The organism is Nocardioides sp. GCM10028917, from assembly GCF_042666175.1.
Classification (GTDB): Bacteria; Actinomycetota; Actinomycetes; order Propionibacteriales; family Nocardioidaceae; genus Nocardioides.
The window spans coordinates 24,965-51,112 of the sequence record NZ_JBHTFL010000004.1 but is presented as its reverse complement, the minus strand read 5'-3'; the positions used below and the strand labels follow the sequence as shown (position 1 = coordinate 51,112).

26 protein-coding genes and 1 tRNA gene are annotated in these 26,148 nt (G+C 73.0%); 18 read left to right on the top strand and 9 right to left on the bottom strand.

Annotated elements, in window-relative coordinates; translation table 11 throughout:
- Positions 1-9: 9 nt before the first annotated feature.
- On the bottom strand, positions 10-2,757 hold the full coding sequence (gene aceE / locus ACFQW6_RS07100) for a pyruvate dehydrogenase (acetyl-transferring), homodimeric type (RefSeq protein ID WP_378542747.1): 2,748 nt from the start codon (positions 2,755-2,757) through the stop codon (positions 10-12).
- A 258-nt stretch (positions 2,758-3,015) separates the two neighbouring features.
- Between aceE and ACFQW6_RS07095 the strand changes: the two genes are divergently transcribed.
- The 6 genes from ACFQW6_RS07095 to ACFQW6_RS07070 all read left to right on the top strand — a co-directional run bounded on the left by ACFQW6_RS07095 (position 3,016) and on the right by ACFQW6_RS07070 (position 7,313).
- The gene (locus ACFQW6_RS07095; RefSeq protein ID WP_378542729.1) at positions 3,016-3,444 is read left to right on the top strand and encodes a DUF3052 domain-containing protein; all 429 of its coding nucleotides are present in this window, start codon (positions 3,016-3,018) and stop codon (positions 3,442-3,444) included.
- Positions 3,441-5,108: an AMP-binding protein gene (locus ACFQW6_RS07090; protein ID WP_378542727.1), complete on the top strand. Its 1,668-nt coding sequence runs from the start codon at positions 3,441-3,443 to the stop codon at positions 5,106-5,108. Before ACFQW6_RS07095 ends, ACFQW6_RS07090 begins: the two co-directional genes overlap by 4 nt.
- Positions 5,105-5,590 (top strand): peroxiredoxin, encoded by a 486-nt coding sequence (locus ACFQW6_RS07085; protein ID WP_378542725.1) that lies wholly within the window; start codon positions 5,105-5,107, stop codon positions 5,588-5,590. The genes ACFQW6_RS07090 and ACFQW6_RS07085 overlap by 4 nt, the downstream gene beginning before the upstream one ends.
- A gap of 212 nt (positions 5,591-5,802) precedes the next feature.
- A tRNA-Val gene (locus tag ACFQW6_RS07080) sits at positions 5,803-5,874 on the top strand.
- Positions 5,875-5,997: 123 nt separating this feature from the next.
- Entirely contained in the window at positions 5,998-6,390 is a 393-nt protein-coding gene (locus ACFQW6_RS07075) for a hypothetical protein (protein WP_378542723.1), read from the top strand.
- A 23-nt stretch (positions 6,391-6,413) separates the two neighbouring features.
- The gene (locus tag ACFQW6_RS07070; protein WP_378542721.1) at positions 6,414-7,313 is read left to right on the top strand and encodes a serine/threonine-protein kinase; all 900 of its coding nucleotides are present in this window, start codon (positions 6,414-6,416) and stop codon (positions 7,311-7,313) included.
- Positions 7,314-7,319: 6 nt separating this feature from the next.
- On the opposite strand, the gene ACFQW6_RS07065 is transcribed toward ACFQW6_RS07070, so the two are convergent.
- Genes ACFQW6_RS07065 through ACFQW6_RS07055 form a run of 3 tightly spaced genes read right to left on the bottom strand, consistent with a single transcriptional unit; the run spans position 7,320 to position 9,847 of the window.
- Positions 7,320-7,991 (bottom strand): response regulator transcription factor, encoded by a 672-nt coding sequence (locus ACFQW6_RS07065; protein ID WP_378542719.1) that lies wholly within the window; start codon positions 7,989-7,991, stop codon positions 7,320-7,322.
- A 40-nt stretch (positions 7,992-8,031) separates the two neighbouring features.
- On the bottom strand, positions 8,032-9,483 hold the full coding sequence (locus ACFQW6_RS07060; protein ID WP_378542717.1) for an ATP-binding protein: 1,452 nt from the start codon (positions 9,481-9,483) through the stop codon (positions 8,032-8,034).
- On the bottom strand, positions 9,443-9,847 hold the full coding sequence (locus ACFQW6_RS07055) for a hypothetical protein (protein WP_378542715.1): 405 nt from the start codon (positions 9,845-9,847) through the stop codon (positions 9,443-9,445). Before ACFQW6_RS07055 ends, ACFQW6_RS07060 begins: the two co-directional genes overlap by 41 nt.
- A 159-nt stretch (positions 9,848-10,006) precedes the next feature.
- Here ACFQW6_RS07055 and ACFQW6_RS07050 point away from each other — a divergent pair, with 159 nt between their 5' ends.
- From ACFQW6_RS07050 to ACFQW6_RS07035, 4 genes are read left to right on the top strand one after another with little or no spacing between them, the layout of a single operon-like run.
- The gene (locus ACFQW6_RS07050) at positions 10,007-11,539 is read left to right on the top strand and encodes an AMP-binding protein (protein ID WP_378542713.1); all 1,533 of its coding nucleotides are present in this window, start codon (positions 10,007-10,009) and stop codon (positions 11,537-11,539) included.
- 22 nt (positions 11,540-11,561) lie between these two features.
- Complete coding sequence (locus tag ACFQW6_RS07045; RefSeq protein WP_378542711.1) at positions 11,562-12,680, top strand: Nif3-like dinuclear metal center hexameric protein; 1,119 nt, start codon at positions 11,562-11,564, stop codon at positions 12,678-12,680.
- Between the two features lie 17 nt (positions 12,681-12,697).
- A complete protein-coding gene (locus ACFQW6_RS07040) occupies positions 12,698-13,438 on the top strand; it encodes a zinc ribbon domain-containing protein (RefSeq protein ID WP_378542709.1) in 741 nt (246 codons plus the stop codon).
- Positions 13,439-13,452: 14 nt separating this feature from the next.
- Entirely contained in the window at positions 13,453-14,547 is a 1,095-nt protein-coding gene (locus tag ACFQW6_RS07035) for an aromatic acid exporter family protein (RefSeq protein WP_378542707.1), read from the top strand.
- On the opposite strand, the gene yaaA is transcribed toward ACFQW6_RS07035, so the two are convergent.
- Positions 14,544-15,323, bottom strand: a complete 780-nt coding sequence (gene yaaA, locus ACFQW6_RS07030; RefSeq protein WP_378542705.1) for a peroxide stress protein YaaA — start codon at positions 15,321-15,323, stop codon at positions 14,544-14,546. The two genes, ACFQW6_RS07035 and yaaA, sit on opposite strands and share 4 nt — an antisense overlap.
- A 51-nt stretch (positions 15,324-15,374) precedes the next feature.
- Here yaaA and ACFQW6_RS07025 point away from each other — a divergent pair, with 51 nt between their 5' ends.
- A complete protein-coding gene (locus ACFQW6_RS07025; RefSeq protein ID WP_378542703.1) occupies positions 15,375-16,826 on the top strand; it encodes an RNB domain-containing ribonuclease in 1,452 nt (483 codons plus the stop codon).
- 33 nt (positions 16,827-16,859) lie between these two features.
- Here ACFQW6_RS07025 and ACFQW6_RS07020 read toward each other — a convergent pair whose 3' ends face one another.
- Complete coding sequence (locus tag ACFQW6_RS07020; RefSeq protein WP_378542701.1) at positions 16,860-17,762, bottom strand: DUF559 domain-containing protein; 903 nt, start codon at positions 17,760-17,762, stop codon at positions 16,860-16,862.
- A gap of 191 nt (positions 17,763-17,953) precedes the next feature.
- On the opposite strand from ACFQW6_RS07020, the gene ACFQW6_RS07015 reads away from it, so the two are divergent.
- Together ACFQW6_RS07015 and ACFQW6_RS07010 are read left to right on the top strand one after the other, a co-directional pair.
- Positions 17,954-18,685: a CDP-alcohol phosphatidyltransferase family protein gene (locus ACFQW6_RS07015; protein ID WP_378542699.1), complete on the top strand. Its 732-nt coding sequence runs from the start codon at positions 17,954-17,956 to the stop codon at positions 18,683-18,685.
- A 5-nt stretch (positions 18,686-18,690) separates the two neighbouring features.
- Positions 18,691-19,056: a hypothetical protein gene (locus ACFQW6_RS07010; RefSeq protein WP_378542697.1), complete on the top strand. Its 366-nt coding sequence runs from the start codon at positions 18,691-18,693 to the stop codon at positions 19,054-19,056.
- On the opposite strand, the gene ACFQW6_RS07005 is transcribed toward ACFQW6_RS07010, so the two are convergent.
- Genes ACFQW6_RS07005 through ACFQW6_RS06995 form a run of 3 tightly spaced genes read right to left on the bottom strand, consistent with a single transcriptional unit; the run spans position 19,039 to position 22,023 of the window.
- Positions 19,039-19,776 (bottom strand): anti-sigma factor family protein, encoded by a 738-nt coding sequence (locus ACFQW6_RS07005; protein WP_378542695.1) that lies wholly within the window; start codon positions 19,774-19,776, stop codon positions 19,039-19,041. The two genes, ACFQW6_RS07010 and ACFQW6_RS07005, sit on opposite strands and share 18 nt — an antisense overlap.
- Positions 19,773-20,288, bottom strand: a complete 516-nt coding sequence (locus ACFQW6_RS07000; protein WP_378542693.1) for a sigma-70 family RNA polymerase sigma factor — start codon at positions 20,286-20,288, stop codon at positions 19,773-19,775. Before ACFQW6_RS07000 ends, ACFQW6_RS07005 begins: the two co-directional genes overlap by 4 nt.
- Before the next feature lie 43 nt (positions 20,289-20,331).
- Positions 20,332-22,023 (bottom strand): sulfatase-like hydrolase/transferase, encoded by a 1,692-nt coding sequence (locus ACFQW6_RS06995; protein ID WP_378542691.1) that lies wholly within the window; start codon positions 22,021-22,023, stop codon positions 20,332-20,334.
- A 72-nt stretch (positions 22,024-22,095) separates the two neighbouring features.
- Here ACFQW6_RS06995 and ACFQW6_RS06990 point away from each other — a divergent pair, with 72 nt between their 5' ends.
- Genes ACFQW6_RS06990 through ACFQW6_RS06970 form a run of 5 tightly spaced genes read left to right on the top strand, consistent with a single transcriptional unit; the run spans position 22,096 to position 26,143 of the window.
- Positions 22,096-23,094, top strand: a complete 999-nt coding sequence (locus ACFQW6_RS06990; protein ID WP_378542690.1) for a zinc-binding alcohol dehydrogenase — start codon at positions 22,096-22,098, stop codon at positions 23,092-23,094.
- Positions 23,082-23,477, top strand: a complete 396-nt coding sequence (locus ACFQW6_RS06985; protein WP_378542688.1) for a 6-pyruvoyl tetrahydropterin synthase family protein — start codon at positions 23,082-23,084, stop codon at positions 23,475-23,477. The genes ACFQW6_RS06990 and ACFQW6_RS06985 overlap by 13 nt, the downstream gene beginning before the upstream one ends.
- A complete protein-coding gene (locus ACFQW6_RS06980) occupies positions 23,474-24,532 on the top strand; it encodes a glycosyltransferase family 4 protein (protein WP_378542686.1) in 1,059 nt (352 codons plus the stop codon). The genes ACFQW6_RS06985 and ACFQW6_RS06980 overlap by 4 nt, the downstream gene beginning before the upstream one ends.
- A complete protein-coding gene (locus ACFQW6_RS06975; protein ID WP_378542684.1) occupies positions 24,529-25,455 on the top strand; it encodes a lysylphosphatidylglycerol synthase transmembrane domain-containing protein in 927 nt (308 codons plus the stop codon). The genes ACFQW6_RS06980 and ACFQW6_RS06975 overlap by 4 nt, the downstream gene beginning before the upstream one ends.
- Positions 25,448-26,143 carry a RibD family protein gene (locus tag ACFQW6_RS06970; protein ID WP_378542682.1) on the top strand — a complete coding sequence of 232 codons (696 nt, stop codon included), beginning with the start codon at positions 25,448-25,450 and terminating at the stop codon, positions 26,141-26,143. The genes ACFQW6_RS06975 and ACFQW6_RS06970 overlap by 8 nt, the downstream gene beginning before the upstream one ends.
- The last annotated feature ends 5 nt before the right edge of the window (positions 26,144-26,148 follow it).

Below are 26,148 nucleotides of genomic sequence, written 5' to 3'. Positions count from 1 at the left end.
TGGCGCCGGTCAGGCGTCGCCGCCCTCCTGCTTGATGTCCTTGGTGGCGGTGGGGTCGTCGATCTTGTAGCGCTGCGCGGCCTCGACGACCTTCTCCACCGGGAAGTCGCCGGCGTCGGCCAGGGCCTGGAGGGCCTGGACGACGACGCTGACCGCGTCGATGTGGAAGAACCGGCGGGCGGCCGGGCGGGTGTCGGCGAAGCCGAACCCGTCGGCACCGAGCACGCGGTAGTCGGCCGGGACCCAGCGGGCGATCTGCAGCGGGACGGCCCGCATGTAGTCGGACACGGCGACGACCGGGCCTCGGGCGCCGGCCAGCTTGTCGCTGACGTAGGCCGTGCGGCGCTCCTCGCCCGGGTTGAGCAGGTTCCACTGCTCGGCGGCGGCACCGTCGCGGGCGAGCTCGTTCCACGAGGTCACCGACCACAGGTCGGCCTGGACGCCCCAGTCCTCGGCGAGCAGGCGGGCGGCCTCCTCGGCCCAGGGGAAGCCCACGCCGGACGCCATCAGCTGGACCCTCGGACCCTCGCCGTCGGCGGTGGCGACCTTGTGGATGCCCCGCAGGATGCCGTCGACGTCGACGTCGGCGGGCTCGGCCGGCATGGAGACCGGCTCGTTGTAGACGGTGAGGTAGAAGATGACGTCCTCGCCGGCGCCGTCGGGCCCGCCGGTGCCGTACATCCGCTCGAGGCCGTTCTGCATGATGTGGCTGATCTCGTAGGAGAACGCCGGGTCGTAGTGGACGATCGCCGGGTTCGTCGCGGCCAGCAGCGGCGAGTGACCGTCGGCGTGCTGGAGGCCCTCGCCCGTCAGCGTCGTGCGACCGGCCGTGGCGCCGATGAGGAAGCCGCGGGCCAGCTGGTCGGCCATCGCCCAGATGGAGTCGCCCGTGCGCTGGAAGCCGAACATCGAGTAGAAGATGTAGAACGGGATCATGTGCTCGCCGTGCGTGGAGTACGCCGACCCGGCGGCGGTGGCCGACGCCATCGCGCCCGCCTCGGAGATGCCCTCGTGGAGCATCTGGCCCTGCGCGGACTCCTTGTAGGACAGCAGCATCTTGCGGTCGACCGACTCGTACTGCTGGCCGCCCGGGTTGTAGACCTTGGCGCTCGGGAACATCGAGTCCATGCCGAACGTGCGGTACTCGTCGGGGGCGATCGGGACCAGGCGGTCACCGATCTCCGGGTCCTTCATCCAGTCGCGCAGCAGCCGGACGACGGCCATCGTGGTGGCGAACTTGTTCTTGCCCGACCCCTGCTTGAGCTCGGCGTACAGCTCGTCGCCGGGCAGCTTGAGGGCGGGGGCGCGGTTGACCCGGCGGGGGATCGAGCCGCCGAGGGCCGAGCGGCGCTCGAGCATGTACTCGATCTCCGGGGCGTCGGCGCCCGGGTGGAAGAACGGCGCACCGCCGGTCTTCTCGTAGGACTCCTCGAGGTCGCGGTCGCTGATCGGCAGGTAGAGCCGGTCGCGGAACTTCTTGAGGTCCGGGAGGGTCAGCTTCTTCATCTGGTGGGTGGCGTTCTTGCCCTCGAGGGCGTCGATCGTCCAGCCCTTGATGGTGTGGGCCAGGATCACCGTCGGCTGACCGGTGTGCTTGGACGCGGCGTCGAACGCGGCGAAGACCTTGCGGTAGTCGTGGCCGCCGCGGGGGAGCTTCTCGATCTGCGTGTCGGACATGTGCTCGACCATCTTGCGCAGGCGCGGGTCGCCGCCGAAGAAGTGCTCGCGGACGTAGGCGCCGTCCTCGGTCGAGTAGGTCTGGAAGGCTCCGTCGGGCGTGGAGTTCATCCGGTTGACCAGGACGCCGTCGACGTCGCGCGCCAGCAGGGCGTCCCACTCGCGGCCCCAGACGACCTTGATGACGTTCCACCCGGCGCCGCGGAAGTTGGCCTCGAGCTCCTGGATGATCTTGCCGTTGCCGGTGACCGGCCCGTCGAGCTGCTGCAGGTTGCAGTTGATGACCCAGGTGAGGTTGTCGAGCTCTTCGCGGGCGGCGACGCGGATCGCGCCCAGCGACTCGGGCTCGGCCATCTCGCCGTCACCCATGAAGGCCCACACGCGCTGCTGCTGGGTGTCCTTGATGCCGCGGTTGTCGAGGTAGCGGTTGAAGCGCGCCTGGTAGATCGAGCCGATGGCCGTGAGGCCCATCGACACGGTCGGGAACTCCCAGAAGTCGGGCATCAGGCGGGGGTGGGGGTACGACGGCAGGCCGGCGCCCTTGCCGTGCTGGACCTCCTGGCGGAAGCGGTAGAGCTGCTCCTCGCTGAGGCGACCCTCGAGGAACGCGCGGGCGTAGACACCCGGCGAGCCGTGGCCCTGGATGTAGATCTGGTCGCCGCCGCCCTCGTGGTCCTTGCCGCGGAAGAAGTGGTTGAAGCCGACCTCGTAGAGGCTCGCGGAGGACTGGTAGGTGGCGATGTGGCCGCCGACCTCGAGGCCCTTGCGGTTGGCCGACGAGACCATGACGGCGGCGTTCCAGCGGATGAACGCGCGGATGCGGCGCTCGACCTCCTCGTCGCCCGGGAACCACGGCTCGCGCTCCGGCGGGATCGTGTTGATGTAGTCGGTCGAGCGCAGCGCCGGGACGCCGACCTGCTTCTCGCGCGCGCGCTCGAGGAGGCGCAGCATCATGTAGCGGGCGCGGTCGCGGCCGCGGTCCTCGAGCATCGCGTCGAACGACGCGAGCCACTCCTGCGTCTCGTCCGGGTCGATGTCGGGCAGCTGGGTGGGAAGGCCCTCGTGGATCACCGACGCGATGGCCGGGTTCTTGCTGGTCTTCTCGTCGGACTTCTCGGCGTCACTCACCCGCTCATCGTGTCACGACCGTCGGCGCCACGAAATCTACCCGTGGGTAGTCCCACAGGCCGTACGGCGCCCGCGGCGACCGCGGTCCGCCACGGGCGCGCACGCGGACGGGGGGTGGACCGGGGTTGCGGCTCCTGCTGTGTTCCTGTGGACTGTGCGCATCGACGCCTGACCACCACCGGTCGGGCACCCGAACACAGGAGGCACTGCGTGAGCTCGACGGTGGGCGATTCTGCCCCGGTGACAGGAACGGGGGAGCGGCTCGGGCTCAAGCCCGGGATGGTCGTCCAGGAACTCGGCTGGGACAACGACACCGATGACGAGCTGCGCGTCGCGGTCGAGGACTGCATCGACGCCGACATGGTCGACGGCGACTACGGCAACGTGGTCGACGCCGTGCTGCTGTGGTGGCGCGCCGACGACGGTGACCTCGTCGACGGCCTCGTCGACGCCCTGACCGACCTCGTCGGCGGCGGGTCGATCTGGTTGCTCACGCCCAAGGTCGGTCGACCGGGCACGGTCGACGCGTCCGACGTCAGCGAGGCGGCGCCCGTCGCGGGCCTGTCGCAGACCACGACGGCGGCCGTCAGCAAGGACTGGCAGGCCACCCGGCTGGTCGCGCCGAAGACCCCCGCGTGACCGTTCGCGACCTCCCGTCCACGCTCGCCGCCCGGGCGTCGGGGGTCGCCACCACCGTCCGCGTGCTGGGTCGCGCGGGCGTGATCAGGCCCCACGCACCACGCACCCTGCTCGACATCGGCCGGCTGGTCGTGCGCTGGGGCACCGGACCGGCGGGCGGGTTCGCCACGTTGGCTGCCCGTGAGCCGCACCAGGTGGGCGTGGTGGACGAGCTCGGCGAGCTCACCTGGGGCGAGCTGCAGCGCCGCTCCAACTCCCTCGCGAGGGCCCTCGCGGAGCGCGGTGTCCGCGAGGGCGACTCGGTGGCGGTGATGTGCCGCAACCACCGCGGCTTCATCGACGCCACCATCGCGATCGCCAAGCTGGGCGCCGACATCCTCTACCTCAACACCGCCTTCGCGGGACCGCAGCTCGTCGACGTGCTCGAGCGGGAGGCGCCGAGCATGGTCATCCACGACGAGGAGTTCACCGGGCTGCTCGCCGGCGCCGACCTCGAGCGCCGGGTCCTGGCGTGGACCGACGGCAACCCCGGAGCCGACGGGACCCGGGACACCCTCGAGCGGCTCGTGTCGGCGTACGACGAGGGCGACCTGCAGCCGCCCGCCCGCCACGCCCGGATCGTGATCCTCACCTCGGGCACCACCGGCACGCCCAAGGGGGCACCGCGCAAGGAGGCCGGCATCGACGCTGCCGTGTCGCTGCTGTCGCGGATGCCGCTGCGTGCGGGGTGGCGCACCCACATCGCGGCGCCGCTGTTCCACACCTGGGGCTTCGCGCACCTGGCGCTGGCGATGCTGCTCGGCTCGACCGTGGTGCTGCGGCGCACGTTCGACCCGGTGGAGGCGCTGCGGACCACGCAGGCCGAGCGATGCCAGTCGATGGTCGTGATCCCGGTGATGCTCCAGCGCATCCTGGCGCTCGACCCCGGTGAGCTCGAGGGGATCGACCTCTCCCGCGTCGAGGTGGTCGCCTCGTCCGGGTCGGCGCTGCCGGCCACCCTGGCGCAGGCGTGGATGGACCGCTTCGGCGACAACCTCTACAACATCTACGGCTCGACCGAGGTGGCGTACGCCTCGATCGCCACGCCCGAGGACCTGCGGGCCGACCCGACGTCCGCGGGCAAGCCACCCCACGGCACCGTCGTGAAGATCCTCGGCGACGACGGGCACGAGCTGCCGCGCGGTGAGACGGGCCGGATCTTCGTGGGCAACGGGCTGCTCTTCGAGGGCTACACCAACGGCGGGTCCAAGGAGGTCGTCGAGGGGTTGATGTCCTCGGGTGACCTCGGCTGGTTCGACGAGGCCGGCCGCCTGCACGTCGCGGGCCGCGACGACGACATGATCGTCTCCGGCGGCGAGAACGTCTTCCCGCAGGAGGTCGAGGACTGCCTGGTCGCCCACGAGCGCGTGGGGGAGGTCGCTGCCGTCGGCGTCGTCGACGAGGACTATGGTCAACGCCTGCGCGCCTTCGTGGTGCGCACCGGCGAGGTGTCGGAGGACGACCTGCGCGAGCACGTGAAGGCCCACCTGGCCAGGTTCAAGGTGCCTCGCGAGATCGTGTTCCTCGACGAGCTGCCGCGCAACGCCACGGGCAAGGTGCTCAAGCGGGAGCTGGCCGGGTGGGACAGCAGGGACGACCAGAAGGACGGCGAGGGACCAGCGTGACGGGCAACGGACTGTGCATCGGTGACGAGGCACCCGACTTCACGCTCCGTGACCAGTTCGGCCAGGACGTCCGGCTCAGCGACTTCCGGGGCCGCAAGGCGGTCGCGCTGATGTTCTACCCGTTCGCCTTCACCGGGGTGTGCACCGGTGAGATGTCGGGGGTGCGCGACCGGCTCGACGAGTTCCTCACCTTCGACACCGAGGTGCTGGCCGTGTCGTGCGACTCGGTGTACGCCCTGCGCACGTTCGCGGAGACCGAGGGGCTCAACTTCCCGCTGCTCTCGGACTGGTGGCCCCACGGCGCCGTGTCGCGTGCCTACGAGGTGTTCGACGAGGTCAAGGGCGCGCCGCGCCGGTCGTCGTACGTCGTCGACCGGGAGGGCCGCCTGCGCTGGTCGGTGCACAACGCGAACCCCGACGGCCGCGACCTCGACGAGCACCTCCACGAGCTCCACGCGGCGCTCGAGACACACCTCGTGTGAGCCCTGGTCTAGACCGGTCCCGGGCAATTTCATGATTCGTCGCCCCTCCTTGGGGCCCGGTGTAATCTTGTGCTTGTTGAACCGCTGGTGACCCGAGACGCCAGCGGTTCAACTCATTTCCGGACCCGGTGTGCCGGCCCTGCAGGGGCTCGGCGAACGCTGGCCGACGGTTTGCCGGGCCGCGTGCGCGGTCCCGTAGTGTGTGCCCCTGCGCGTCGGTAGCTCAGCGGTAGAGCACTCGGTTTACACCCGAGCGGTCGGCGGTTCGAAACCGTCCCGACGCACCGTCTTCCACACGTCGGGGACCGCATGAGAGGCCTCTCATCCGCGCCTCACGGGCGGCTCACGCCGCCGCAGCACTCTTCTCGTGCACCGGGCCGAACCGGCCCCCGACGAGAGGAACCACGATGAGGAAGATCCTTCCCACCACCCTGCTGGGTGTCGCCGGCCTGACCGCCTTCGGCCTGATCGCCATGTCGACGCCCGTCGTGTCCGCCACACCGGACGAGGCCGCCAAGCGCGACGACGACGCGCCGTCGCTGGTCCTGGTCTCCGACGACGACGATGACGACACCTTCGACGACACCGACGACGACACGCGCACGAACAGCTCGTCGTACACCGGCCAGAGCCGCGACACCAACGACAACACCAACAGCCGGGTGACCGACGTCAGCCGTGACCGCGACAAGAGCCGCGGCGACAACACCCGCGACTGGACGCGCGACGGCGGCGACAAGACGCGCGACAAGACGGCCAACGGCACCAACGACCGCAGCCGCAACGACACCCGCGGCTGACCGCCGACGGCGAGGGAGGCGACATGGGCAGGAACGACGACCGCTGGCACCTCGACGAGGGCGAGCTCCTAGCGCCGGGCCTCAGCGCGCTGCGCCGCCTCGGTGGCGGGGCCGCCTACGAGGCCTGGCTGTGCTTCGACGAGGTGACCTGGTCGCCGGTCGTCGTCAAGGCGCTGCGTCCCTCGCAGCTCGAGCACGAGTCCTCCCGGCGTGGTCTGCGCCGGGAGGTCCTCGCCCTCGCCACGGTCAACCACCCGGTGGTCGTGCGCGGCCTCCGGGACGGGCAGGACGGCGACCGCCCGCACGTCGTCCTGGAGCACATCGACGGCCCGCGGCTCTCCAGCCTGGTCCGTCGCCACGGCCGCCTGCAGGAGCAGCAGTACCTGCCGCTGGCCATCGACGTCGCCGCCGCGCTGCACTACTTCCGCCACATCGGCTGGACCCACCTCGACGTCAAGCCCAGCAACGTCATCATGGGCGCCCCCGCGCGACTGATCGACCTGTCGGTGGCCCGCCCCGAGGAGGACGCCCGCCGCCTCCGCCACCCGATCGGCACCGACGCCTACATGTCACCCGAGCAGTGCGACCCGGGCGCCGCGCGCCACGGTGGCGGGCCTGTGCCGTCCTACGCCTCCGACGTGTGGGGACTGGGTGCGACGCTCTTCCACGCGGTCGCCGGCCGGCGCCCGTTCGAGCAGGGCGACCCCGACGCGGACGACGTACGCCGCCGCTTCCCGCAGCTCGTGGACACCCCCGCGGCGCTGCCGGACGACGTCCCGGCCGTGGTCGCCGAGACGGTGCACGCCTGCCTGCGCCGCGACCCGGACGACCGTCCCCTGCCCCACGAGGTGGCGGAGGCGCTCGAGCCGGTGCTGGCCGGGCTGCCGCGCGGCTCGCTGACGGCCTTCAACCCGAGGGCCTGAGCAGCATCAGGGGTTGAGCCGGTAGCCCACCCCGCGCACGGTCGCGATGGTGTCGGTGCCGAGCTTCTTGCGCAGGTAGCCGACGTAGACGTCCACCACGTTGGAGCCGGGGTCGAAGTCGTAGCCCCACACCAGGTCGAGCAGCTGCTCGCGGGTCAGGACCTGGCCGGGGTTGAGCAGGAAGATCTCGGCGAGCGCGAACTCGCGTGCGGAGAGCTCGGACTCACCCCGCGGCCCGGCGATGCGTCGCGTGCGCCGGTCGAGCCGCAGGCCGCCGACCACGAGGTCGTCCCCGGCCACCTGGGCGTCGGCCGGTACGAGCGCGCGGAGGCGCAGCCGGATGCGGGCCATCAGCTCGGCGAATCGGAACGGCTTGGCCATGTAGTCGTCGGCGCCGCTGTCGAGGGCGGTGACCGTGTCGGTCACCGAGTCGCGGGCGGTGAGGACGATGACGGGCATCCGGCTCCCCTGGGAGCGCAGCTGGTCGAGCACCTCGAAGCCGTCCATGCCGGGGAGCCCGATGTCGAGCACCATCAGGTCGAAGCGCCCCGACAGCGCCTCGTCGAGCCCGCTCGGACCGTCGCCCGCGACGGTCGGCTGGTGGCCCTCGGCGCGGAGGCCCTTGGCCACGAACGAGGCGATCCGCTCCTCGTCCTCCACGATCAGGATCTGGGCCATCGGGTGTCCTTCCTCGTCATATCGTCGGTCAGGTCGTGTGTCATCGCTCGATCTCCCGGTCGGGCAGGACGATCTCCACGTGCGCGCCGCGGGGCTCGGCGTCGGTGATGCATACGTCGCCCTCGTGCGCGTCGGCGATCGCGCGCACGATGCTGAGTCCGAGACCGAAACCGTCGTCCCCGGCACGCGCGTGGCTGCGGCCGAACCGCTCGAGGACGGCCTCGCGGTCCTCGGCCGGGATCCCGTCGCCGCAGTCGCGGACCCACAACCGCATCAGGCCGTCCTCGCGCGCCGAGCCGAGGGCCACGACCGTGCCGGGGTCGGTGTGCTTGACCGCGTTGTCGGCGAGCTGCAGGAGCGCCTGGGTGACCCGCTGCTCGTCGAGCACGGCGCGGCCGCCGGCGACGCCGTCGAGCTGCCACTCGCGGTCGCCGAGCGCGGTGGCCTTGGCCAGCACCGACTGGGTGAGCTCGGCGAGGTGCACCTCGCCCAGGACGAGGAAGTCGGGGCGGCGGCTCTTCGCGAGCAGGATGAGGTCCTGCACGAGTCGGGACATGCGGTCGACCTCGTCGAGGAGGAGCTCGCGGGTCTGGACCAGCTCGGCGGGGTCCTCGCCGTCCAGCAGCTCGAGGTGTCCGCGCAGGACGGTGAGGGGGGTCTTGAGCTCGTGGCCGGCGTCGTCGAGGAACTGCCGCTGTGCGGCGAAGCCGGAGTCGAGCCGCTCGAGCATGCTGTTGATCGTGCGGGTGAGTGCGGTGATGTCGTCGTTGCCGCGCTCCGGGATGCGGCGCGAGAGGTCGGTGGTGGTGATCTCGCGGGCGGTGCTCTCGAGGGTGCGCAGCGGCGCCAGGAGGCGCCCGGACTGGAAGGCGGCGATGGTGGTGATCAGCCCGAGCGAGAGCAGCGCGATGAGCGTGTAGGTCTGCAGCGTGCGGTCGAGCTCCTCGTGCTCGTCGCGCAGGAAGTTGACGATGACGAGCGAGCCCTCGCCCTGCGTGTTGGTGACGGGCACCAGCGTCACCCAGGTCTCGCCGAAGGTGGGCGACTCGATGACGCGGGTGCCGCCGACGCCGTCGAGGTCGGCGAGCGCGTCCTGGTAGGCGGGCTCGTCGAGGACCTCCTGGCCGTAGCGGTTGGCGGTGCGCTCCGGGGTCTCGCCGCGGACGTAGCCGACGAGCATCTCGTCGTCGTCAGGCACGTTGCGGGTCAGGAAGACGTTGAGCACGCGGCCGACGTCGTCGAACTCCTCGCCGGTGTTCGGGTCGATGCGGAGCGCGCGGAACTCGGCGATCTCCTGGCTGATCTGCGCGTTCACCTGGCGCTCGATGCGCGCCGACTCCAGCGCGTAGACCAGCAGCCCCGCGCCGGTCATCGCCACCGCCGTGAGGACCGCGATGACGACCGTGATGCGGGTGCGGACCGAGACGCGGGCGAAGCGTCGACGAGCACCGTCAGTCGTCCCCGTCGTCGTCCCGCTCGTCGGTGTCGTCATCGTCCGGCCCGTCGTCGTCCCACTCGTCGTCGTCATCCTCCCCGACCGGTGTCGGCTCCGGCGTCACCACCCGGGCCTCGCCACCAGCACCGCGCTGCGCGTCCTGTGCCGGGCCGTCGAGCGGTCCGTCCGGGTCCGGCCGGGGCGTGCGGGGGGACTGCCGGCCGGGCGGAGGAGCGGCCGGGTCGGCGGCCGGGTCGGTGGTCGGGTTGGTAGTCGGCGCGTCGGTCGGGGCGTCGCGCAGGATTACGGGACTGTGGTCGCCGGGCACCGGTGCTCCCGGCGAGGCGAGCGACCCGGCGACGTACGCCGTCACCGGCACCACAACCGCCAGGAGGAGGAGCACCCTGGTCACCTGTCCCATGGGCGTCATGGTGCGCAACCGGCGTGGCGGCAGCGTGAGACGTGGATGAGAGCCTTCTTAGAGTCGGCCGGCGGTCCGTTCGTCGACGCCCACGGGCCGTCCGTCGCACCCGCCGTCCGACCTCTCGCAGCGCCGCGTGACGCGTGCCACAGTGGGCGCATGATCGTCCCCTTCAGCGTCACCGACTTCATCGAGCGCGCTGCGGCCGTCTACGGCGAGCGCCCGGGGTTCATCGACGAGCCGGACCAGCCCGCCGCGTCGCTGGGCACCCTGACCTACGCCGAGGCGTACGAGCTGTCGCGCCGGCAGGCGGCCAGGCTGGACGAGCTGGAGCTGGAGGTCGGCGACCGCGTCGCGATCATCAGCCACAACTCTGCGCGCCTGCTCACGTCGTTCTTCGGCGTGTGCGGGTCGGGGCGGGTGCTGGTGCCGATCAACTTCCGGCTGCGGCCGGACGAGATCGCGTACATCGTGGCCCACTCCGGCGCGCGGGTGCTCTACGTCGACCCGGAGCTCGTGGACTCGCTGAAGGGCGTCGACGTCGAGCACACCTTCGTGCTCGGCGAGGACGGGTCGATGTTCGCCGAGCCCGGGGTCGAGCCCCGCGCGTGGGAGCCCGACGAGAACGCCACCGCCACGATCAACTACACCTCCGGCACGACCGCGCGGCCCAAGGGAGTGCAGCTCACCCACCGCAACCTCTGGACCAACGCGGTGACCTTCGGCCTCCACGCCGGGGTGAGCGACCGCGACGTCTACCTCCACACGCTGCCGATGTTCCACGCCAACGGCTGGGGGATGCCGTTCGCGATGACCGGCCTGGGCGTGCCGCAGGTGGTGCTCCGCAAGGTCGACGGGACGGAGATCCTGCGACGGGTCGAGCAGCACGGGGTGACCGTGATGTGCGCTGCCCCGGCCGTGGCCGCCGCGGTGCTGGAAGCCGCCCAGGACTGGGAGGGCGAGATCCCCGGTCGCGACCGCGTGCGCATCATCATGGCGGGCGCGCCGCCGCCCACCAAGACCGTCGTGCGGGTCGAGGAGGAGCTCGGCTGGGAGTTCGTGCAGATCTACGGCCTCACCGAGACCTCGCCGCTGCTGACCATCAACCGCAGCCGCGCCGAGTGGGACGACCTGCCGGCCGAGGAACGGGCGGCCCGGCTCGTGCGCGCCGGCGCACCCGCCATCGGCGTACGCCTGCGCACCGACGCCGAGGGGGAGGTGCTGGCGCGGTCCAACGTCATCCTCGAGGGCTACTGGGAGCGGCCCGACGAGACGGAGAAGGCGCTCGTCGACGGCTGGTTCCACACCGGCGACGGCGGGGTGATCGGCGACGACGGCTACCTCACGATCAGCGACCGCAAGAAGGACGTGATCATCACCGGAGGCGAGAACGTCTCGTCCATCGAGGTCGAGGACGTGCTCTTCTCGCACCCGGCGGTCGCCGAGGTCGCGGTCATCGGCGTGCCGAGCGACAAGTGGGGCGAGACCATCAAGGCGCTCGTCGTGCTGGCCGAGGGCGCGAGGACGGACGAGGCCGAGCTGATCGCGTGGTGCAAGGACAGGGCCGCCGGCTACAAGGCGCCGACGTCCATCGAGTTCCGCGACGAGCTCGCCCGCACGGCGACCGGCAAGCTGCAGAAGTTCAAGCTGCGCCAGCCGTACTGGGAGGGGCAGGCGCGGCAGGTCAACTAGCGCGGTCAACTAGCCTGCGCGCATGCCCAGCCTCGCCGACGTCGTCGACCTGCTGCACACCTGGTACCCGCCGGGCACCGCGGACTCCTGGGACGCCGTCGGGCTGGTGGCCGGGGACCCGTCCGCGGAGGTGGCGCGGGTGATGTTCGCCGTCGACCCGACGGTCGAGGTCGCCCGCGAGGCGGTGGAGTGGGGCGCCGACCTGCTCGTCGTGCACCACCCGCTGTTCCTCACGCCGGTCAGCTCGGTCGCCGCGGACACGCCCAAGGGGCGCACCCTCCACACGCTGACCGCTGGTGGCTGCGCGCTGCTGGCCGCCCACACCAACGCCGACCAGGCGGTCTCCGGCGTCTCGGAGTCGCTGGCCCTGGCGCTGGGACTCACCGACCTCGTGCCCATCCGGCCGCGACCGGCGGGACCGCTCGACAAGGTCGTGGTCTTCGTGCCGGTCGACTCGGCGGAGGCCGTCCGCACGGCCATGACCGACGCAGGCGCGGGTCGGCTCGGCGACTACGACTCGTGCACGTGGAGCGCGACGGGTGAGGGCCGGTTCCGCCCGCTCGACGGCGCGTCCCCCGCGATCGGTGCGGTCGGCGACCTCGAGGTGGTGGAGGAGGCCCGGGTCGAGGCGGTGGTGCCGCGCGGTCGTCGTACGGCGGTGGTGCGGGCGCTGCTGGCCGCCCATCCCTACGAGGAGCCCGCCTTCGACGTGGTCCCGCTCGCGGACCCGGGGCTGGCGTCCACAGGCACCGGACGGATCGGCACGGTCGAGGAGATGACGCTCGGGCAGCTCGCTGCCCGGGTCGCGGAGGCGTTGCCGGCGACGGCCCACGGCGTACGCGTGGCCGGCGACCCGCAGCGGCCGGTGCGGACGGTCGCGGTGTGCGGCGGGGCGGGGGACTTCCTGCTCGACGAGCTCGCCCACAGCGACGTCGACGTCTACGTCACGAGCGACCTCCGGCACCACCGGGCGGCCGAGTTCCTCGAGCACGACGGGCCGGCCCTGGTCGACGTCGCGCACTGGGCGGCCGAGTGGACCTGGCTGCCGGCGGTGGAGGCTCGGCTGCGCCGGGAGCTGGGCGATAGGGTCGACACCCGGGTCAGCACGCGGTGCACCGACCCGTGGACGTTCCGCCACTGAAAGCAGCAGGAGAGCCGTTGAAGGCCGATCCCACCCACCAGCACGCACTCCTCGACGTCGCCGAGCTCGACTCCCGTGCCGCCCAGCTCCGGCACCAGCGGGGCCACCTTCCCGAGACGGCCGAGATCAGCACGCTGGAGGCCGAACGGACCCAGCTGACCGACCAGGTGCGCGACGCGCGCATCGTCGTGGACGACCTCACCGTGGAGCAGGCCAAGGCCGACCGCGAGGTGGAGCAGGTCAAGGCCCGCCGTGAGCGCGACCGCACCCGGATGGACAGCGGGCAGATCACCAACCCCAAGGACCTCGAGCGGATGCAGCACGAGCTCGTGTCGCTCGAGCGCCGGATCTCGACGCTGGAGGACGCGGAGCTCGAGGTGATGGAGAAGCTCGAGGAGGCCCAGCAGCTGCTCGACGGCCTCGGCATCCGCGCCGAGGACATCGACGCCCGGCTGGGCGAGCTGGTCGCGGCGCGCGACGAGAAGCGCGTCGAGATCGACCGCTCGCTCGAGGAGGTGTCGGCCGCGCGCGGGCCGGCGACCGAGGGCATCCCCGAGGACCTGATGGCGCTCTACGAGCGGCTGCGCGAGCAGAAGGGCATCGGCGCCGCGCTGCTCCGGTCGCGCCAGTGCGGCGGCTGCAACATGACCCTCGACGCCTCCGAGCTGTCGCGGATCCGGTCCGCTCCGGCCGACGAGGTCATCCGTTGCGAGGAGTGCCAGCGCATCTTGGTGCGCACCGACGAGTCCGGCCTGTGAGGAGCTGACGCGTCGTGCGGTTCCCCGACGCGGAGGTCGTCGCCGAGCGCAGCCGCACGTCGCTGCGCGCCCGCGTGGCCCGGCTCCGGGCCAAGGGCTGGGTGATCGGCCAGTGCGCGATTGCCGCCGGCATCGCGTGGTGGCTGGCTGCCGACGTGTTCAACCACCGGCTGCCGTTCTTCGCGCCGATCGCGGCCGTGGTGTCCCTCGGGATGTCCTACGGCCAGCGACAGCGCCGCGTCGCGGAGGTGACCGTCGGCGTGGCGCTCGGCGTCTTCCTGGGCGACGCGGCCACCCATCTGATCGGTTCGGGTGGATGGCAGATCGCGGTGATCGTCGCCGCCGGCATGTCGATCGCGCTGCTGCTCGACGCGGGGCAGCTGATGGTCATCCAGGCCGCGGTGCAGGGGATCGTGGTCGCCGCTCTGGCGCCCGCCCCGGGCGACGCCTTCCTCCGCTGGACCGACGCGATCATCGGCGGATCGGTGGCGCTGGTGGCGGCGACCGTCGTCCCGCGCGCGCCGCTGCGCAAGCCGCGCGACCAGGCGGCCGTGGTGGTGCGCAAGATCGCCGAGCTGCTGCGCTCGTCCGCCGACCGCCTCGGGGACGGGGACGTCGACAAGGCGCTGGCCGTGCTGCGCGAGGCCCGGTCCACCGACTCGCTCATCGCCGAGCTGCGCGCGGCGTCGTCGGAGGGCTTGTCGGTCGTGAGCTCCTCGCCCTTCCGGCGCGGCCACGGCGAGCACCAGCGGCAGCTCGCCGAGCTCGTCGAGCCGCTCGACGTGGCCCTGCGCAACACACGCGTGGTCGTGCGCCGGGTCGCCGTGGCCTGCTACCGCCGCGAGCCCGTGCCGGCGTCGTACGCCTCCCTGATGCGCGACCTGGCGGACCTCTCCGAGCGCGTCGCCGACGAGCTGGTGGCCGACCGGATGGCGGTGGCCGTCATCGACGACCTCATCGCCCTCGGGCGCGCCACGGCGAAGGTCGAGCACAGCGACGACCTGTCCGCCGAGGTGATCCTCGCGCAGGTGCGCTCGATCGTCGCCGACATGCTGGCGCTGTGCGGGATGGACCCGCTCGAGGCGACCGACGTGATCCCGCTGCGCTAGACCTCGGTGACCACCACGTCGAGCTGGGTGCCCTTCGCCGTGGGCTCGCCCGTCTCGACGGTCCAGCCGAGCCGGGTGAGCGTGTCCGCGAGCGCCGCGGGGGTGCGGGGGTTGGCGCCGTTCTCGAGCAGCGCGCGGACGATGCGGCCCTTGGTCGCCTTGTTGAAGTGGCTCACGACGGACCGCTTGCCGGCCGACTCGTGCAGCACACGGACGGTCGCGACGCGGCGGGCCAGGGACGCGTCCGGCCGCCAGAAGGCGGCGTACGTCCCGGAGCGCAGGTCGACGAGCAGGCCGGTGCCGACCGCCTCGGTGACGGCCTCGCCGAGGACCTCGCGCCACGCCCCCGCGACCGAACCGGTGCCCGGCAGAGTGGTGTCGCCGGAGAGCCGGTAGGCCGGGATCCGGTCTCCTGGCCGCACGATGCCGAACAGCGAGCTCGTGATCGCCACCCGAGCGGTCGCCCGGCGGCGGGCCGCGGGGGAGAGGGTGTCGAAGCCGAGGGCGTCGTAGAGGACGCCGGTGTAGATGGCGTCGGCGCGGGCGGTCGGGGCGTCGTCGAGGTCGGCGTTGCGTTGCACCAGGTCGCGCTGGGCAGGGCCGAGGCCGAGCACGGCGGCGGCCTTGTCCGGGTCGTCGCCGCACAACCGAGCGAGCGACTCGAGCAGCGTCGTCCGCGTGGTGGTGAGGGACGGCGAGGACAGCGAGCCGAGGTCGAGGGCCTTGCCGCGACGCGGAGCGGTCTTGCCCTCGCTGGGCGGCAGCAGGATCAGCACGGGCGCAAGCGTAGGGAGCGCGGGCGTCCGCACCACGGCTAGGGTCGTGACATGCCCAGCAACCGTGTGGTGAAGGTCCGCTCCAGCGGGGACAGCGTGACGGCACAGGAGATGCGCGACGGCATCGCCGCGATCCAGGCGGAGCTAGACGTCACGCCGACCTTCCCCCAGGCCGTCGAACGGGCAGCCGCCGACGCAGCCGCGTCGCCCCGGCTGCCGGAGCTCGACCGCACCGACATCCCGTTCGTCACGATCGACCCGGAGTCGGCCCGCGACCTCGACCAGGCGATGCACATCGAGCGGGCGGGGAACGGCTACGTGGTGCACTACGCGATCGCCGACGTCGCGGCGTTCGTGACGGCGGGCGACCCCGTCGACGTCGAGGCCAACCGCCGGGGCGAGACGCTCTACGGCGCCGACTCGAAGATCCCGCTGCACCCGACCGTGCTGAGCGAGGGCGCTGCCTCGCTGCTCCCTGACGAGGTGCGTCCCGCGCTGCTGTGGACGATCAAGGTCGACGAGACGGGCGAGGGCACCGACGTCGAGGTCGAGCGGGCGCTGGTCCGCTCGCGCGCCAAGCTGTCGTACGAGGGGGTGCAGGCCGACCTCGACGCCGGGAAGGCCGACGAGCTCATCGGCCTGCTCAAGGAGGTCGGCGAGCTGCGGCTCGCCCGCGAGGCAGCCCGCGGCGGCGTCTCGCTGCCGCTGCCCGAGCAGGAGCTGGTCGAGACTGGCGACGGGCACTGGGAGCTGGAGTTCCGGCGGCTGACGCCGGTCGAGACCTGGAACGCCCAGATCTCCCTCCTCACCGGCATGGCCGCCGCCTCCCTGATGGTCTACGCCCGCGTCGGCATCCTCCGCACCCTGCCGCCGGCCGACCCCCGCGACGTGCAGCGCCTCCACCGCACCGCTCGCGCCCTCGGCATCGTGTGGCCCGCCGAGCAGCTCTACCCCGACTTCATCCGCACGCTCGACCCCTCGAAGCCGACCCACGCCGCGATGATCGTGGCGTGCACGCGCCTGCTGCGCGGCGCCGGCTACGTCGCCTTCAACGGTGAGCTGCCCGAGCAGGCCCAGCACTCGGCGCTCGCCTCGGAGTACGCCCACGTCACCGCCCCGCTGCGCCGGCTCGCCGACCGCTACGCCGGCGAGGTCTGCGTCGCCCTGTGCGCCGGGACCGAGGTCCCGTCGTGGGTCATCGAGGCGATGGGCCGGCTGCCCGAGACGATGACCGAGTCCGGGCGCCGGGCCAACCGCTACGAGAACGCCGTCGTCGACCTCTGCGAGGCCGAGCTGCTCCACGACCGGGTGGGTGAGCGCTTCACCGCGGTCGTCGTCGAGCTCGACGAGAAGAGCAAGCAGAAGGGCGACATCACCATCCAGGACCCCGCCATCGAGGCGCGGGTGACGAGCACCTCCGACCTCCCCCTGGGCGAGGAGGTCACCGTGGAGCTGGCGGCGGCCGACCCGAAGACGCGGACCGTGGAGTTCCGGCTGGTCTGAGCGGCGTACCTCGACGCGTCGGACGACCACAGGTCAGCCGGCGGCGGTCGCTCGAGCGTGGCTGGGGACGACAGCGTCGACTTCTGGTCGTCCGACGCGCCGGACGACCTCGGCCAGCACCCAGCGGACGTACGTCTGGTCGTGCATCACCTGCTCCCACGTGAACCGCAGGACCCGCCAGCCGTGGATCACCAGCAGGTTGTAGCGGGCGCAGTCGCGGCGGTGGGCCTTGCGAGAGGCGTGGTAGGACCACGAGTCCGCCTCGAACGCCAGGCGGAGCGCGTGGCACACCAGGTCAGGGTGGATGGTGCCGGTGCCGAGATCGACGGCAGCCTGGGGCTCCACGACGATCCCGACCTCGATACAGAGGGCGCGGAGCACCGACTCGAACGGGTTGGCCGCACGGCGATCGGCATGGCGGAGCACGCGGCGTACGGCGTCGGCGCCCGCGCCACGTACGTCGATCGCGTCGAGGTCGGTACGCGTCACCAGCCCGGACCTCAGGGCGGAGTCGGCGATGGCGAGCGCCTCGTCGAACGGCAAGGTCCGGGCGCAGTCGATCACCGTGCGCAGTGGCGTCGTCACGCCATCGACGACCTGGTCGTCGGCGACGTTCGCCCAGTGGATCGAGACCCCCTCGCGCTGCTCCGGTGCGAGCTTGCGCCCGCGCCTGACCAGCAGCTCCGGGACGGGTGGTTGCTCCTTGAGCGCCCATCCGTAGTGGGCCGCGGCACTCCGGAGGCAGACGATCGCGGTCAGTCGGGATGCCACGCGGCGCGCGTCGCCGGCCGTCGGCAGCGCGTACCGACCCCGGCTGAGCCGCACGACCGGGCCGCGAGCGACGGCCCGGCGGAGCCGACGACGGGTCGTGAGCCGGAGCAGGTCCCGAGCGCCGGCCGTCCCGCCGAGGCGTTCGAGTGCTGGAGCGGCGTCCATCCGGTCAGCCTGCCGCGAGGAGGCCTCGCCCCGCTCCCGTCGTCCACAGGCGCGCCGGACGACCACAACGTCGTACGCCTGACGCGACCCACGCCTGGAGCGCGGGGCCCCGGGGACTTGTGGTCGTCCGACGCGCCGGGAGGTGAACCGGGCGGAGATGAGCGCCGTACGCCCGGGGGAGGAGGTGTCCCGTGGTCGGAGTGCGGCGCGGTCTGGCCGTGTGCCTGGTCGGGCTGGTCGTCCTGCTCGCCGTGCTGCACGTCGGACCTGCCGCGGGGGCGGTGGGTCTGGGCTGCGCCGTCGTGCTGGCGGTCGCGGCCGGTCGCCGGGCCACAGCCGACGGGGTCGCGCTCCTCGGGCCGGCGGACCTGGTCACGCTCACCCGCGCGACCCTCGCCTGCGGGATCGCCGCGCTGGTGGCCGAGGCCTTTGCCGGGGCCGACGTCGTCGGCGTCCTGGTGCCGCTCACGGTCGTCGCGCTGGCGCTCGACCTCGTCGACGGCCGCGTCGCGCGTCGCACCGGCACCGCGTCGGCGTACGGCGGCCGCCTCGACGGGGAGGCCGACGCCTTCCTGATCCTCGTGCTCAGCGTCCTGGTCGCGCGGGAGGACGGTGCATGGGTGCTCGGGCTGGGCGTGATCCGCTACGCGTACGCGGTCGCGGCGCGCCTGCTGCCCTGGATGCAGCGGCCGTTGCCGCCCCGCTACTGGCGCAAGGTGGTGGCGGCCTACGTCGGCGTCGCCCTGGCGCTCGCGGCGTCCGGCCTCGCACCGGCAGTGACGACGTACGCCGTGCTGGTCGTCGCTGCGCTGCTGCTCGCCGAGTCGTTCGGCTGGGACGTGGTGTGGCTGTGGCGGCGCCGACTGAACCGGGCGGGCACCGCGGACGTACTCCCGGCAAAGGTCCTCGAACACGGCAGGTGAGTGGCATGCGCGTCATCGCAGCGTTGTCGGTGCTGGTCTCGGCGGCGGTACACCTCTACCTCTGGCTCGACTTCGCCCGGGACGACGACTTCCTCGGACCGTCGTTCATGCTCAACGCGGTCGCCGGCGCCGTGATCGCGGTCCTGCTGCTGGTCTGGCGGCACTGGGTGCCGGCGTTCCTCGCGCTCGGGTTCGGGGCGAGCACGCTGCTGGCCTTCGTGCTCGCCACGACGGTCGGGCTGTTCGGCGTCACCGCCAACTGGACCGGGTGGGCGGTGTGGGTCGCGGCCGCGTCCGAGGTCGTCGCGATCGTCGCGGGAGCGCGGCTGCTCGCCGCCGACAACCCGCTCGCCTCACGCGTCCAGTCGTAGGACCACCCGCCCGCTCGTGGTCCGCACCTCCACGCTGGCGATGTCGTCGCGGGGGACGGAGGTGGCGGCCGGGACCTCCATGGTGGCGCCGCTCAACGACGTCCAGCTCCCGACCTGCTCCGACCGGCCGTCGGAGGCGGTGACGAACAACAGGTAGTCGACCTGCTCGGGCAGCTCCACCGCGGCGGCGTCCTTGTCGTAGGTGCAGGTCAGCAGCATCCGGGTGCCCCAGGTGACCTGCTCGAGGCCGAGGCTGGCCTCGACGGGTACGTCGCCCAGCGGGGCCATCGCGTGCGTCTCGACCTCGTCGCCGCCGCCCGGCGATCCCGGCTGCGGCGACGACGTGCTCGTGCCCGGTCCGGAGACCGGCGTGTCGGCGCGGTCGAGGACCGCCGGCACGGCGAGCGCGACCACGGCCGCCGCTGCGGCCGCGAGCCCCGCGACGAGGAGCACGCGCCGGCGGCTGCGGACCTGGACCGCGCCCGTGAGCGAGGGCAGCAGGGTCGCCGGAAGGGGCGGGTCGACGGGCGGGTCCTCGAGGACGCCGGGGTCGACGAGGTCGAGCAGCCCGGGCATCCCGGCGAAGGAGCGCACGGAGCGCGAGCACTCGTCGCAGCTGTCGAGGTGTCGCTCGAAGTCCAGTCGCTCCGCGGGGCTGAGGGCACCGAGCACGTACGCCGCGTCGTCGTGGGCGTGGGGGCAGCTCGTCGGGGTGCTCATGCGGAGACCCCCATCTCCTCGAGCGCGAGCTTGAGCGCCCGCAGGGCGTAGTGGGTACGCGACTTGACCGTGCCGGGCGGGACGCCGAGGCGGCGCGCGACCTCGGCGACGGGACGGCCGCGGTAGTAGCACTCCAGCAGCACGGTGCGGTGGTCCTCGGACAGGTGGGTGAGCGCCTCGGCGACGACCCACGACAGGAGCAGCTCGTCGGCGTCGTCCTCGCTCGAGCGGCGCTGCTCGGGGACCTCGTCGACGGGCGTCTCGGGCCGGGCCTTCCGGCTGCGCCAGTCGTCGATGACGATGTGGCGGGCCACCGTGAAGAGCCACGAGCGGACCGCAGCCGGAGGGCTGTGGAGGATCGTGCCGTGCCGCCAGGCCCGCAGCAGCGTCTCCTGGGTGACGTCCTCGGCGTGTCCGCGGTCGTTGCCGACGAGGCGCAGGCAGAAGCGCCAGAGCACCTCGGCGTGCTCGTCGTGCACCCGCTGCATCAGCGCGACCTCGTCCTTCGGCATCCCACCCTCCTCCTCGGGAGGACGGCGGCGTCGTCCGGATGGTTCAACGCGTGACCGCCCGTGCCGTCCCAGTGTGGCCCTCGGGGCCGTAGGTGCGGAGGAGCTCGTCGCGGAAGGCGTCCATCCGCCACACCGGGGCGTCGGCCGAGGGCCGCATCCCGGGGTCCCAGCCCCACGGGTCGAGGGCCCCGACGACCGCCGGGTCCTTCGCGATCACCGTCACCGGCACGTCGTGCCCGGGAGCGCGGCCGGAGCCGCCGGACACGATGGTCGCCGGCTGGTGGTCCCCGAGCAGCACCACCACCAGGTCGTCGTCGCCGTACGCCGAGAGGAAGGAGACCACCGACTGCAGGGAGTAGACGATCGAATCGGCGTACGCCGCGCGCACCCGCCCCGCGTCCGGCCAGATGTCGGCCTCGGAGGGCAGCATATCCGGCATCCCGGCGTAGACGCTCCCGTCGCCGACGGACTCCTGCGGCAGCAGGTCGGGGGTGCGCGACCATGGCGCATGGCTGCTGATGAGGTCGATCTCGGCCATCACCGGCGGCCGGTCGCGCGGCGCGAGCTCGGCCCGCTGGAACGCCTCCAGGGTGAACTGGTCGGGCATCGTCGGGTAGCCGAAGCGCGGCCCGCGGTAGCCGACGTTGCGTGAGTCGTAGACGTGGTCGAAGCCGTAGAACGCACCCTGCGGCCAGTCGCGGTCGTTGGCCGGCACGGAGGCGACCGTCCGCCAGCCGGCCCGGCCGAACAGGCTCGACAGGGTCTCGCGGTCGGTGGTCACGAGGTGGTCGTAGCGCTGCTGGCTGTCGACCCAGAGCCCGGACTGGATCGTCGCGTGCGCGAGCCAGCTGATCGCGCCGAAGGTGGGGGAGGTGAGCCAGGCGCTGCGCGCACGGAAGCCGTCGTCGGCGAGGCGGCGGGTGCCGTCGTCGAGCGCGGCCACCACGCCGGGGGCGAGGTCCGGGTCGTCGAGCGCGACGCGGCCGTAGCTCTCGACGAAGACCACCAGCACGTCCTTGCCGCGCAGCCCGGTGAGCAGCTCGGCGGCCGGGGTGTCCCGGGCTGGATCGTCGGCCGCCGCCCGGGCGAACTCGCGCTGGTCGCGCAGCTGGGACGGCACCCGGGTCACCTGGGCGAGGACGTACGACGCCGCGGCGTCCGAGGCGATCGGGACGGTGCCGGCGCGGGTGCCGAGCAATGTGAGCACCAGCCACAGTGGCAGGAGCACCGCGACAGCGCGCACCGCGGCCGGTCGGTGCCGGACCGCTGAACGACACACCCGGCGAAGCGCGAGCGGCACGACGAGGAGGGCGGCGAGCAGCACGAGGCCGGCGACCACCAGCAGGACGACGCCGAGCGCCCCCGGGGCGGAGCCGCGAACCGTTCCGACGAGGTCGCTCGCGTAGCGCCAGTCGATCATCGGGTCGAAGGGGCGGTTGAGTGCCTGGCCGAAGCCGAGGTCGAGCAGCTTGAACACGGCGAGCACGCCGAGCACCAGGCCGGCCGCCGCCACGACGAGGCCGCGCACGCGCCGGGCGCGGTCGGGAAGCGCGAGCAGCAGCGCGACGAGGACGACCAGCTCCACCGGGAGCCGCAGGAACGCGCTCGGCGACATCTCGTCGAGCCGGTCGGGCGCCGTGAGGACCACCAGCACCAGCGCCAGGGCGAGCAGGGTGAGGCTCGTCGCGGCGAGTCCACGCCACCGTTGAACCGTCGGCACCTCTGCTCCGTTCACCCCGGGTAACGAGCACGTCGTCGAGGGATACGTGACCAGCGTCGTCGCGGTTCACCGGGCGAGGAGGAGCGGATGCGGGCACGGGCCTTCTGGCTCCGCGAGCCGGGCGCGGGCGAGATCCGTGACGTCGCGCTCCCCACCCCACGACCGGACGACGTGGTCGTCCGCACGCTGCGCTCCGCGGTGAGCCGCGGGACCGAGAGCCTCGTCTTCGCCGGCCGCGTGCCCGCGAGCCAGCACGACGCGATGCGGGCGCCGTTCCAGGACGGCGACTTCCCCGGGCCGGTGAAGTACGGCTACCTCAACGTCGGCCGGGTCGAGGGGGGCCCGGCCGACCTCCTCGGCCGCGAGGTCTTCTGCCTCCACCCGCACCAGACGGCGTACGTCGTCCCGGCCGAGGCGGTCGTGCCGCTGCCCGACGGCATACCCGTGGCGCGCGCCGTGCTGGCCGGGATCGTCGAGACCGCGGTCAACGCGCTCTGGGACGCGCCGCCCCTGCTCGGCGACCGGATCGCCGTCGTGGGCGCCGGCGTCCTCGGGTGCAGCGTGGCGCGGCTGGCCTCGCGCGTCCCGGGCACCGCGGTGACCCTGGTCGACGTCGACGCGTCCCGCGCCCCGGTTGCCGCCGCGCTCGGCGTGGACTTCGCGCTGCCGGACGACGCGCCGACGGGGCGCGACCTCGTCGTCCACACCAGTGCGACCTCGGCGGGCCTGCAGCGGAGCCTGGACCTGCTCGCGGGCGAGGGGACGGTGCTCGAGCTCAGCTGGTACGGCGACGAGCCGACGACCGTGTCGCTCGGGGGCAGCTTCCACTCCGGGCGGCTCGCGCTGCGTGCCAGCCAGGTGGGCCGCGTGGCGCCTGCGCGGCGTGACAGCCGCACGACCTCGCAGCGGCTCGCGCTGGCACTCGACCTGCTCCGTGACGACGCGTTCGACTGCCTGCTGACCGGCGAGTCGTCCTTCGAGGACCTGCCCGAGGTGATGCCGCGGCTCGTCTCCCGCGAGCTGCCGGCGCTGTGCCACTCGGTCACCTACCCGGCCGGTGATGAGGAGGTCCGGTGTTCGGCGTGACGGTCCGCGACCACATGATGGTCGCGCACAGCTTCCGCGGCGAGGTGTTCGGGCCCGCGCAGGCGCTGCACGGGGCGACGTTCGTGGTGGACGCGACCTTCCGTGGTGAGAGCCTCGACTCCGACGGCATCCTCGTCGACATCGGCCGGGCGGCCGCGGCGCTCGCGGAGGTCGTCGGGACGCTGTCCTACCGCAACCTCGACGAGGAGCCGGCCTTCTCCGGCACCAACACCACCACCGAGGTGCTGGCCCGCCACGTCGCCGACCGCCTGGCCGAGCGGATCGCCGCGGGTGACCTGGGACCCGCCGACCACGTCGACCGACTGGTCGTCACGCTGCACGAGTCCCACGTGGCGTCGGCGAGCTACGAGAGGTCGCTGTGACGGCGGGGGTCCTGCACGTGCTGGTGCCGCGGGGCGTCGACGACCCGCGGCGGCCGAGCGGCGGCAACACCTACGACCGACGCGTCTGCGCCGCCCTGCGCGACCTCGGCTCGCAGGTCGAGGTCGGCGAGGTCGAGGGCGGCTGGCCGTGGACGGCAAGTGTCGGCAGGGGCGGCCTGCGACGGGCTCTCGACGGCATCCCGGACGGGTCGGTGGTGCTCGTCGACGGACTGCTCGCGTCCCGGCTTCCAGAGGTGGTGGCGCCGGCGGGCAGGCGGCTACGGGTGGTGCTGCTGGTGCACCTGCCGGTCGGTGTCGACGACGTGCTGGCCCGGCTCGCCGAGCGGCAGGTGGTCGCGGCAGCCGCGTCGGTCGTCACGACGAGCGCCTGGTGCAAGGACTGGCTGGTGCAGGAGTACGACGTCGCGCCGTCCGACGTGCACGTGGCGGGCCCCGGCGTCGACCCTGCAGGACTCGCCACTGGCACGCCCGGGGGGACCGACCTCCTGTGCGTCGGGACGCTGAGCCCGGTCAAGGGACAGGACCAGCTGCTGGCGGCGCTCTGCGACCTGCGCGACCTGACGTGGCACTGCACCTGCGCAGGCGCCGACTCCGTCGACCTGGACTTCGCGGACCTGGTGCTCAAGACGAGTGCCGAGATGGGGCTCGCCGGCCGGTTCGTGCTGACAGGCGCGTTGGCCGGCGGCGCGCTCGAGGCGGCGTACGCCGGTGCGGACCTGCTGGTCCTGCCGAGCCGCGTGGAGACCTACGGCATGGTGGTGGCCGAGGCGCTGGCGCACGGCGTTCCGGTGGTGGCGACGGACGTCGGCGGGGTGCGTGAGGCGCTGGGGGAGGTGCCGGGAGGCGGCGTTCCGGGGATCCTGGTGGGTCCGGGGGACCCGGGCGCCCTGACCGCCGCACTGCGGCGGTGGCTCACGGACCCGGGCCTCCGCGTGGAGCTGCGGGCGCGGGCGGTCGAGCGACGCGGCGACCTGGCGGGCTGGTCGGTCACGGCCGCCCGCGTCGCCGCGGTCGTGCGGGGGGTGGCGGCGTGAGGAGGGCCTGGGGTCGGCTGGCGGGTGCGGCGATCCTCGGGGTGGTCGTCTGGCAGGTCGGCAGCGCCTCGGTCGTCGAGGGCCTGCGATCGCTCGACGCGGCCGTGCTCCTGCTCGGTCTGGCCATCGGCGCGGTCAGCACGGTCGCGTGCGCGTGGCGGTGGCACCTCGTGGCGCGCGAGCTCGGCGTGGAGATCGCCGTGCCCGCCGCCGTGGCGGCCTGCTACCGCGCGCAGCTCCTCAACACGGTCCTGCCCGGAGGGGTCCTGGGCGACGTGCACCGCGGGGTCGTGCACGGTCGCTCGACGGGGGAGACCGGGCGGGCGCTGCGTGCGGTCGGCTGGGAGCGGGTCGCGGGGCAGGCCGTCCAGGCCAGCGTCGCGGTGCTCGTGGTGGGCCTGGTGCCGTCGCCCGTGCGTCCCGCGCTTCCCTGGGTGCTGGCCGGCGTGGTGGTGGTCGCCGCCGTTGCGGGACTGGTGGTCCGGTCGGCGCGGGGCGACGGCTGGTGGAGTCGGCTGGCCCGCACGGCCCGCGACGACGTACGCCTCGGGCTGCTCGTGCGCCGGTCGTGGCCCGGGGTCCTCGTCGCCTCGGTGGTGGCGCTGGGGGGCTACGTGGCGACGTACGTCGTCGCGGCCCGCGCCGTCGGCGTCGAGGCTCCCGTCTCGACGCTGCTCCCGCTGGTGCTCGTGGTCCTCGTCGCCGCCGGGCTGCCCGTCAACGTCGCGGGCTGGGGTCCGCGGGAGGGGATGGCGGCGTGGGCGTTCGCGGTGTCGGGCCTCGGCGCCGCGACGGGGGTGGCGACCGCGGTGGCGTACGGCGCGATGGTGCTCGTCGCGAACCTGCCGGGACTCGTGGTGGTGCTGGCGTCGGGCAGGCCGGCGACGGCGCCTGCCGCGACTGGGGGGAGGGTCCGTGCCTGAGCGCCCGTACACGATCCTCAGCTGCAGCATCTCCCTCGACGGCTACCTCGGCGGCGCCACGCGGGAGCGGCTGGTGCTGTCCAACGACGCCGACCTCTGCCGGGTGGACCGGGTGCGGTCGGAGTGCGACGCGATCCTCGTCGGGGCCGGCACGGTGCGTGACGACAACCCCCGGCTGCTGGTGCGCGACCCCGTCCTGCGCGAGCGGCGGCGGGCGCGGGGGATGGCCGAGTCGCCGACGAAGGTGACGATGACCCGGCACGCCCGGCTCGACGCCGACAGCAACTTCTTCGCGACGGGCGACAGCGAGAAGATCGTCTACTGCGCCACCCCGTCGATCCGCACGGCCCGGAGCCGGCTGGCGCACGTGGCGACGGTCGTCGACGGCGGGCCGGACGTCGAGGTGGGGAGCCTCATCGCGGACCTCCACGACCGGGGCGTGCGACGGCTGATGGTCGAGGGCGGGGGACGGGTGCACACCCAGTTCCTCACCGCTGCTGCCGCCGACGAGTTGCACCTCGTCGTGGCCCCGTTCTTCGTCGGCAGCTCCCAGGCACGGCGTTTCGTCGGCGACGGCGCCTTCCCTTGGAACCCGGGCCACCGCGCGCGGCTCGCCGAGACCCAGCAGATCGGCGACGTGGTGCTGCTGCGCTACGCCCTCTCGTCGCGCTTCGAGGAGACTGCATGACCACC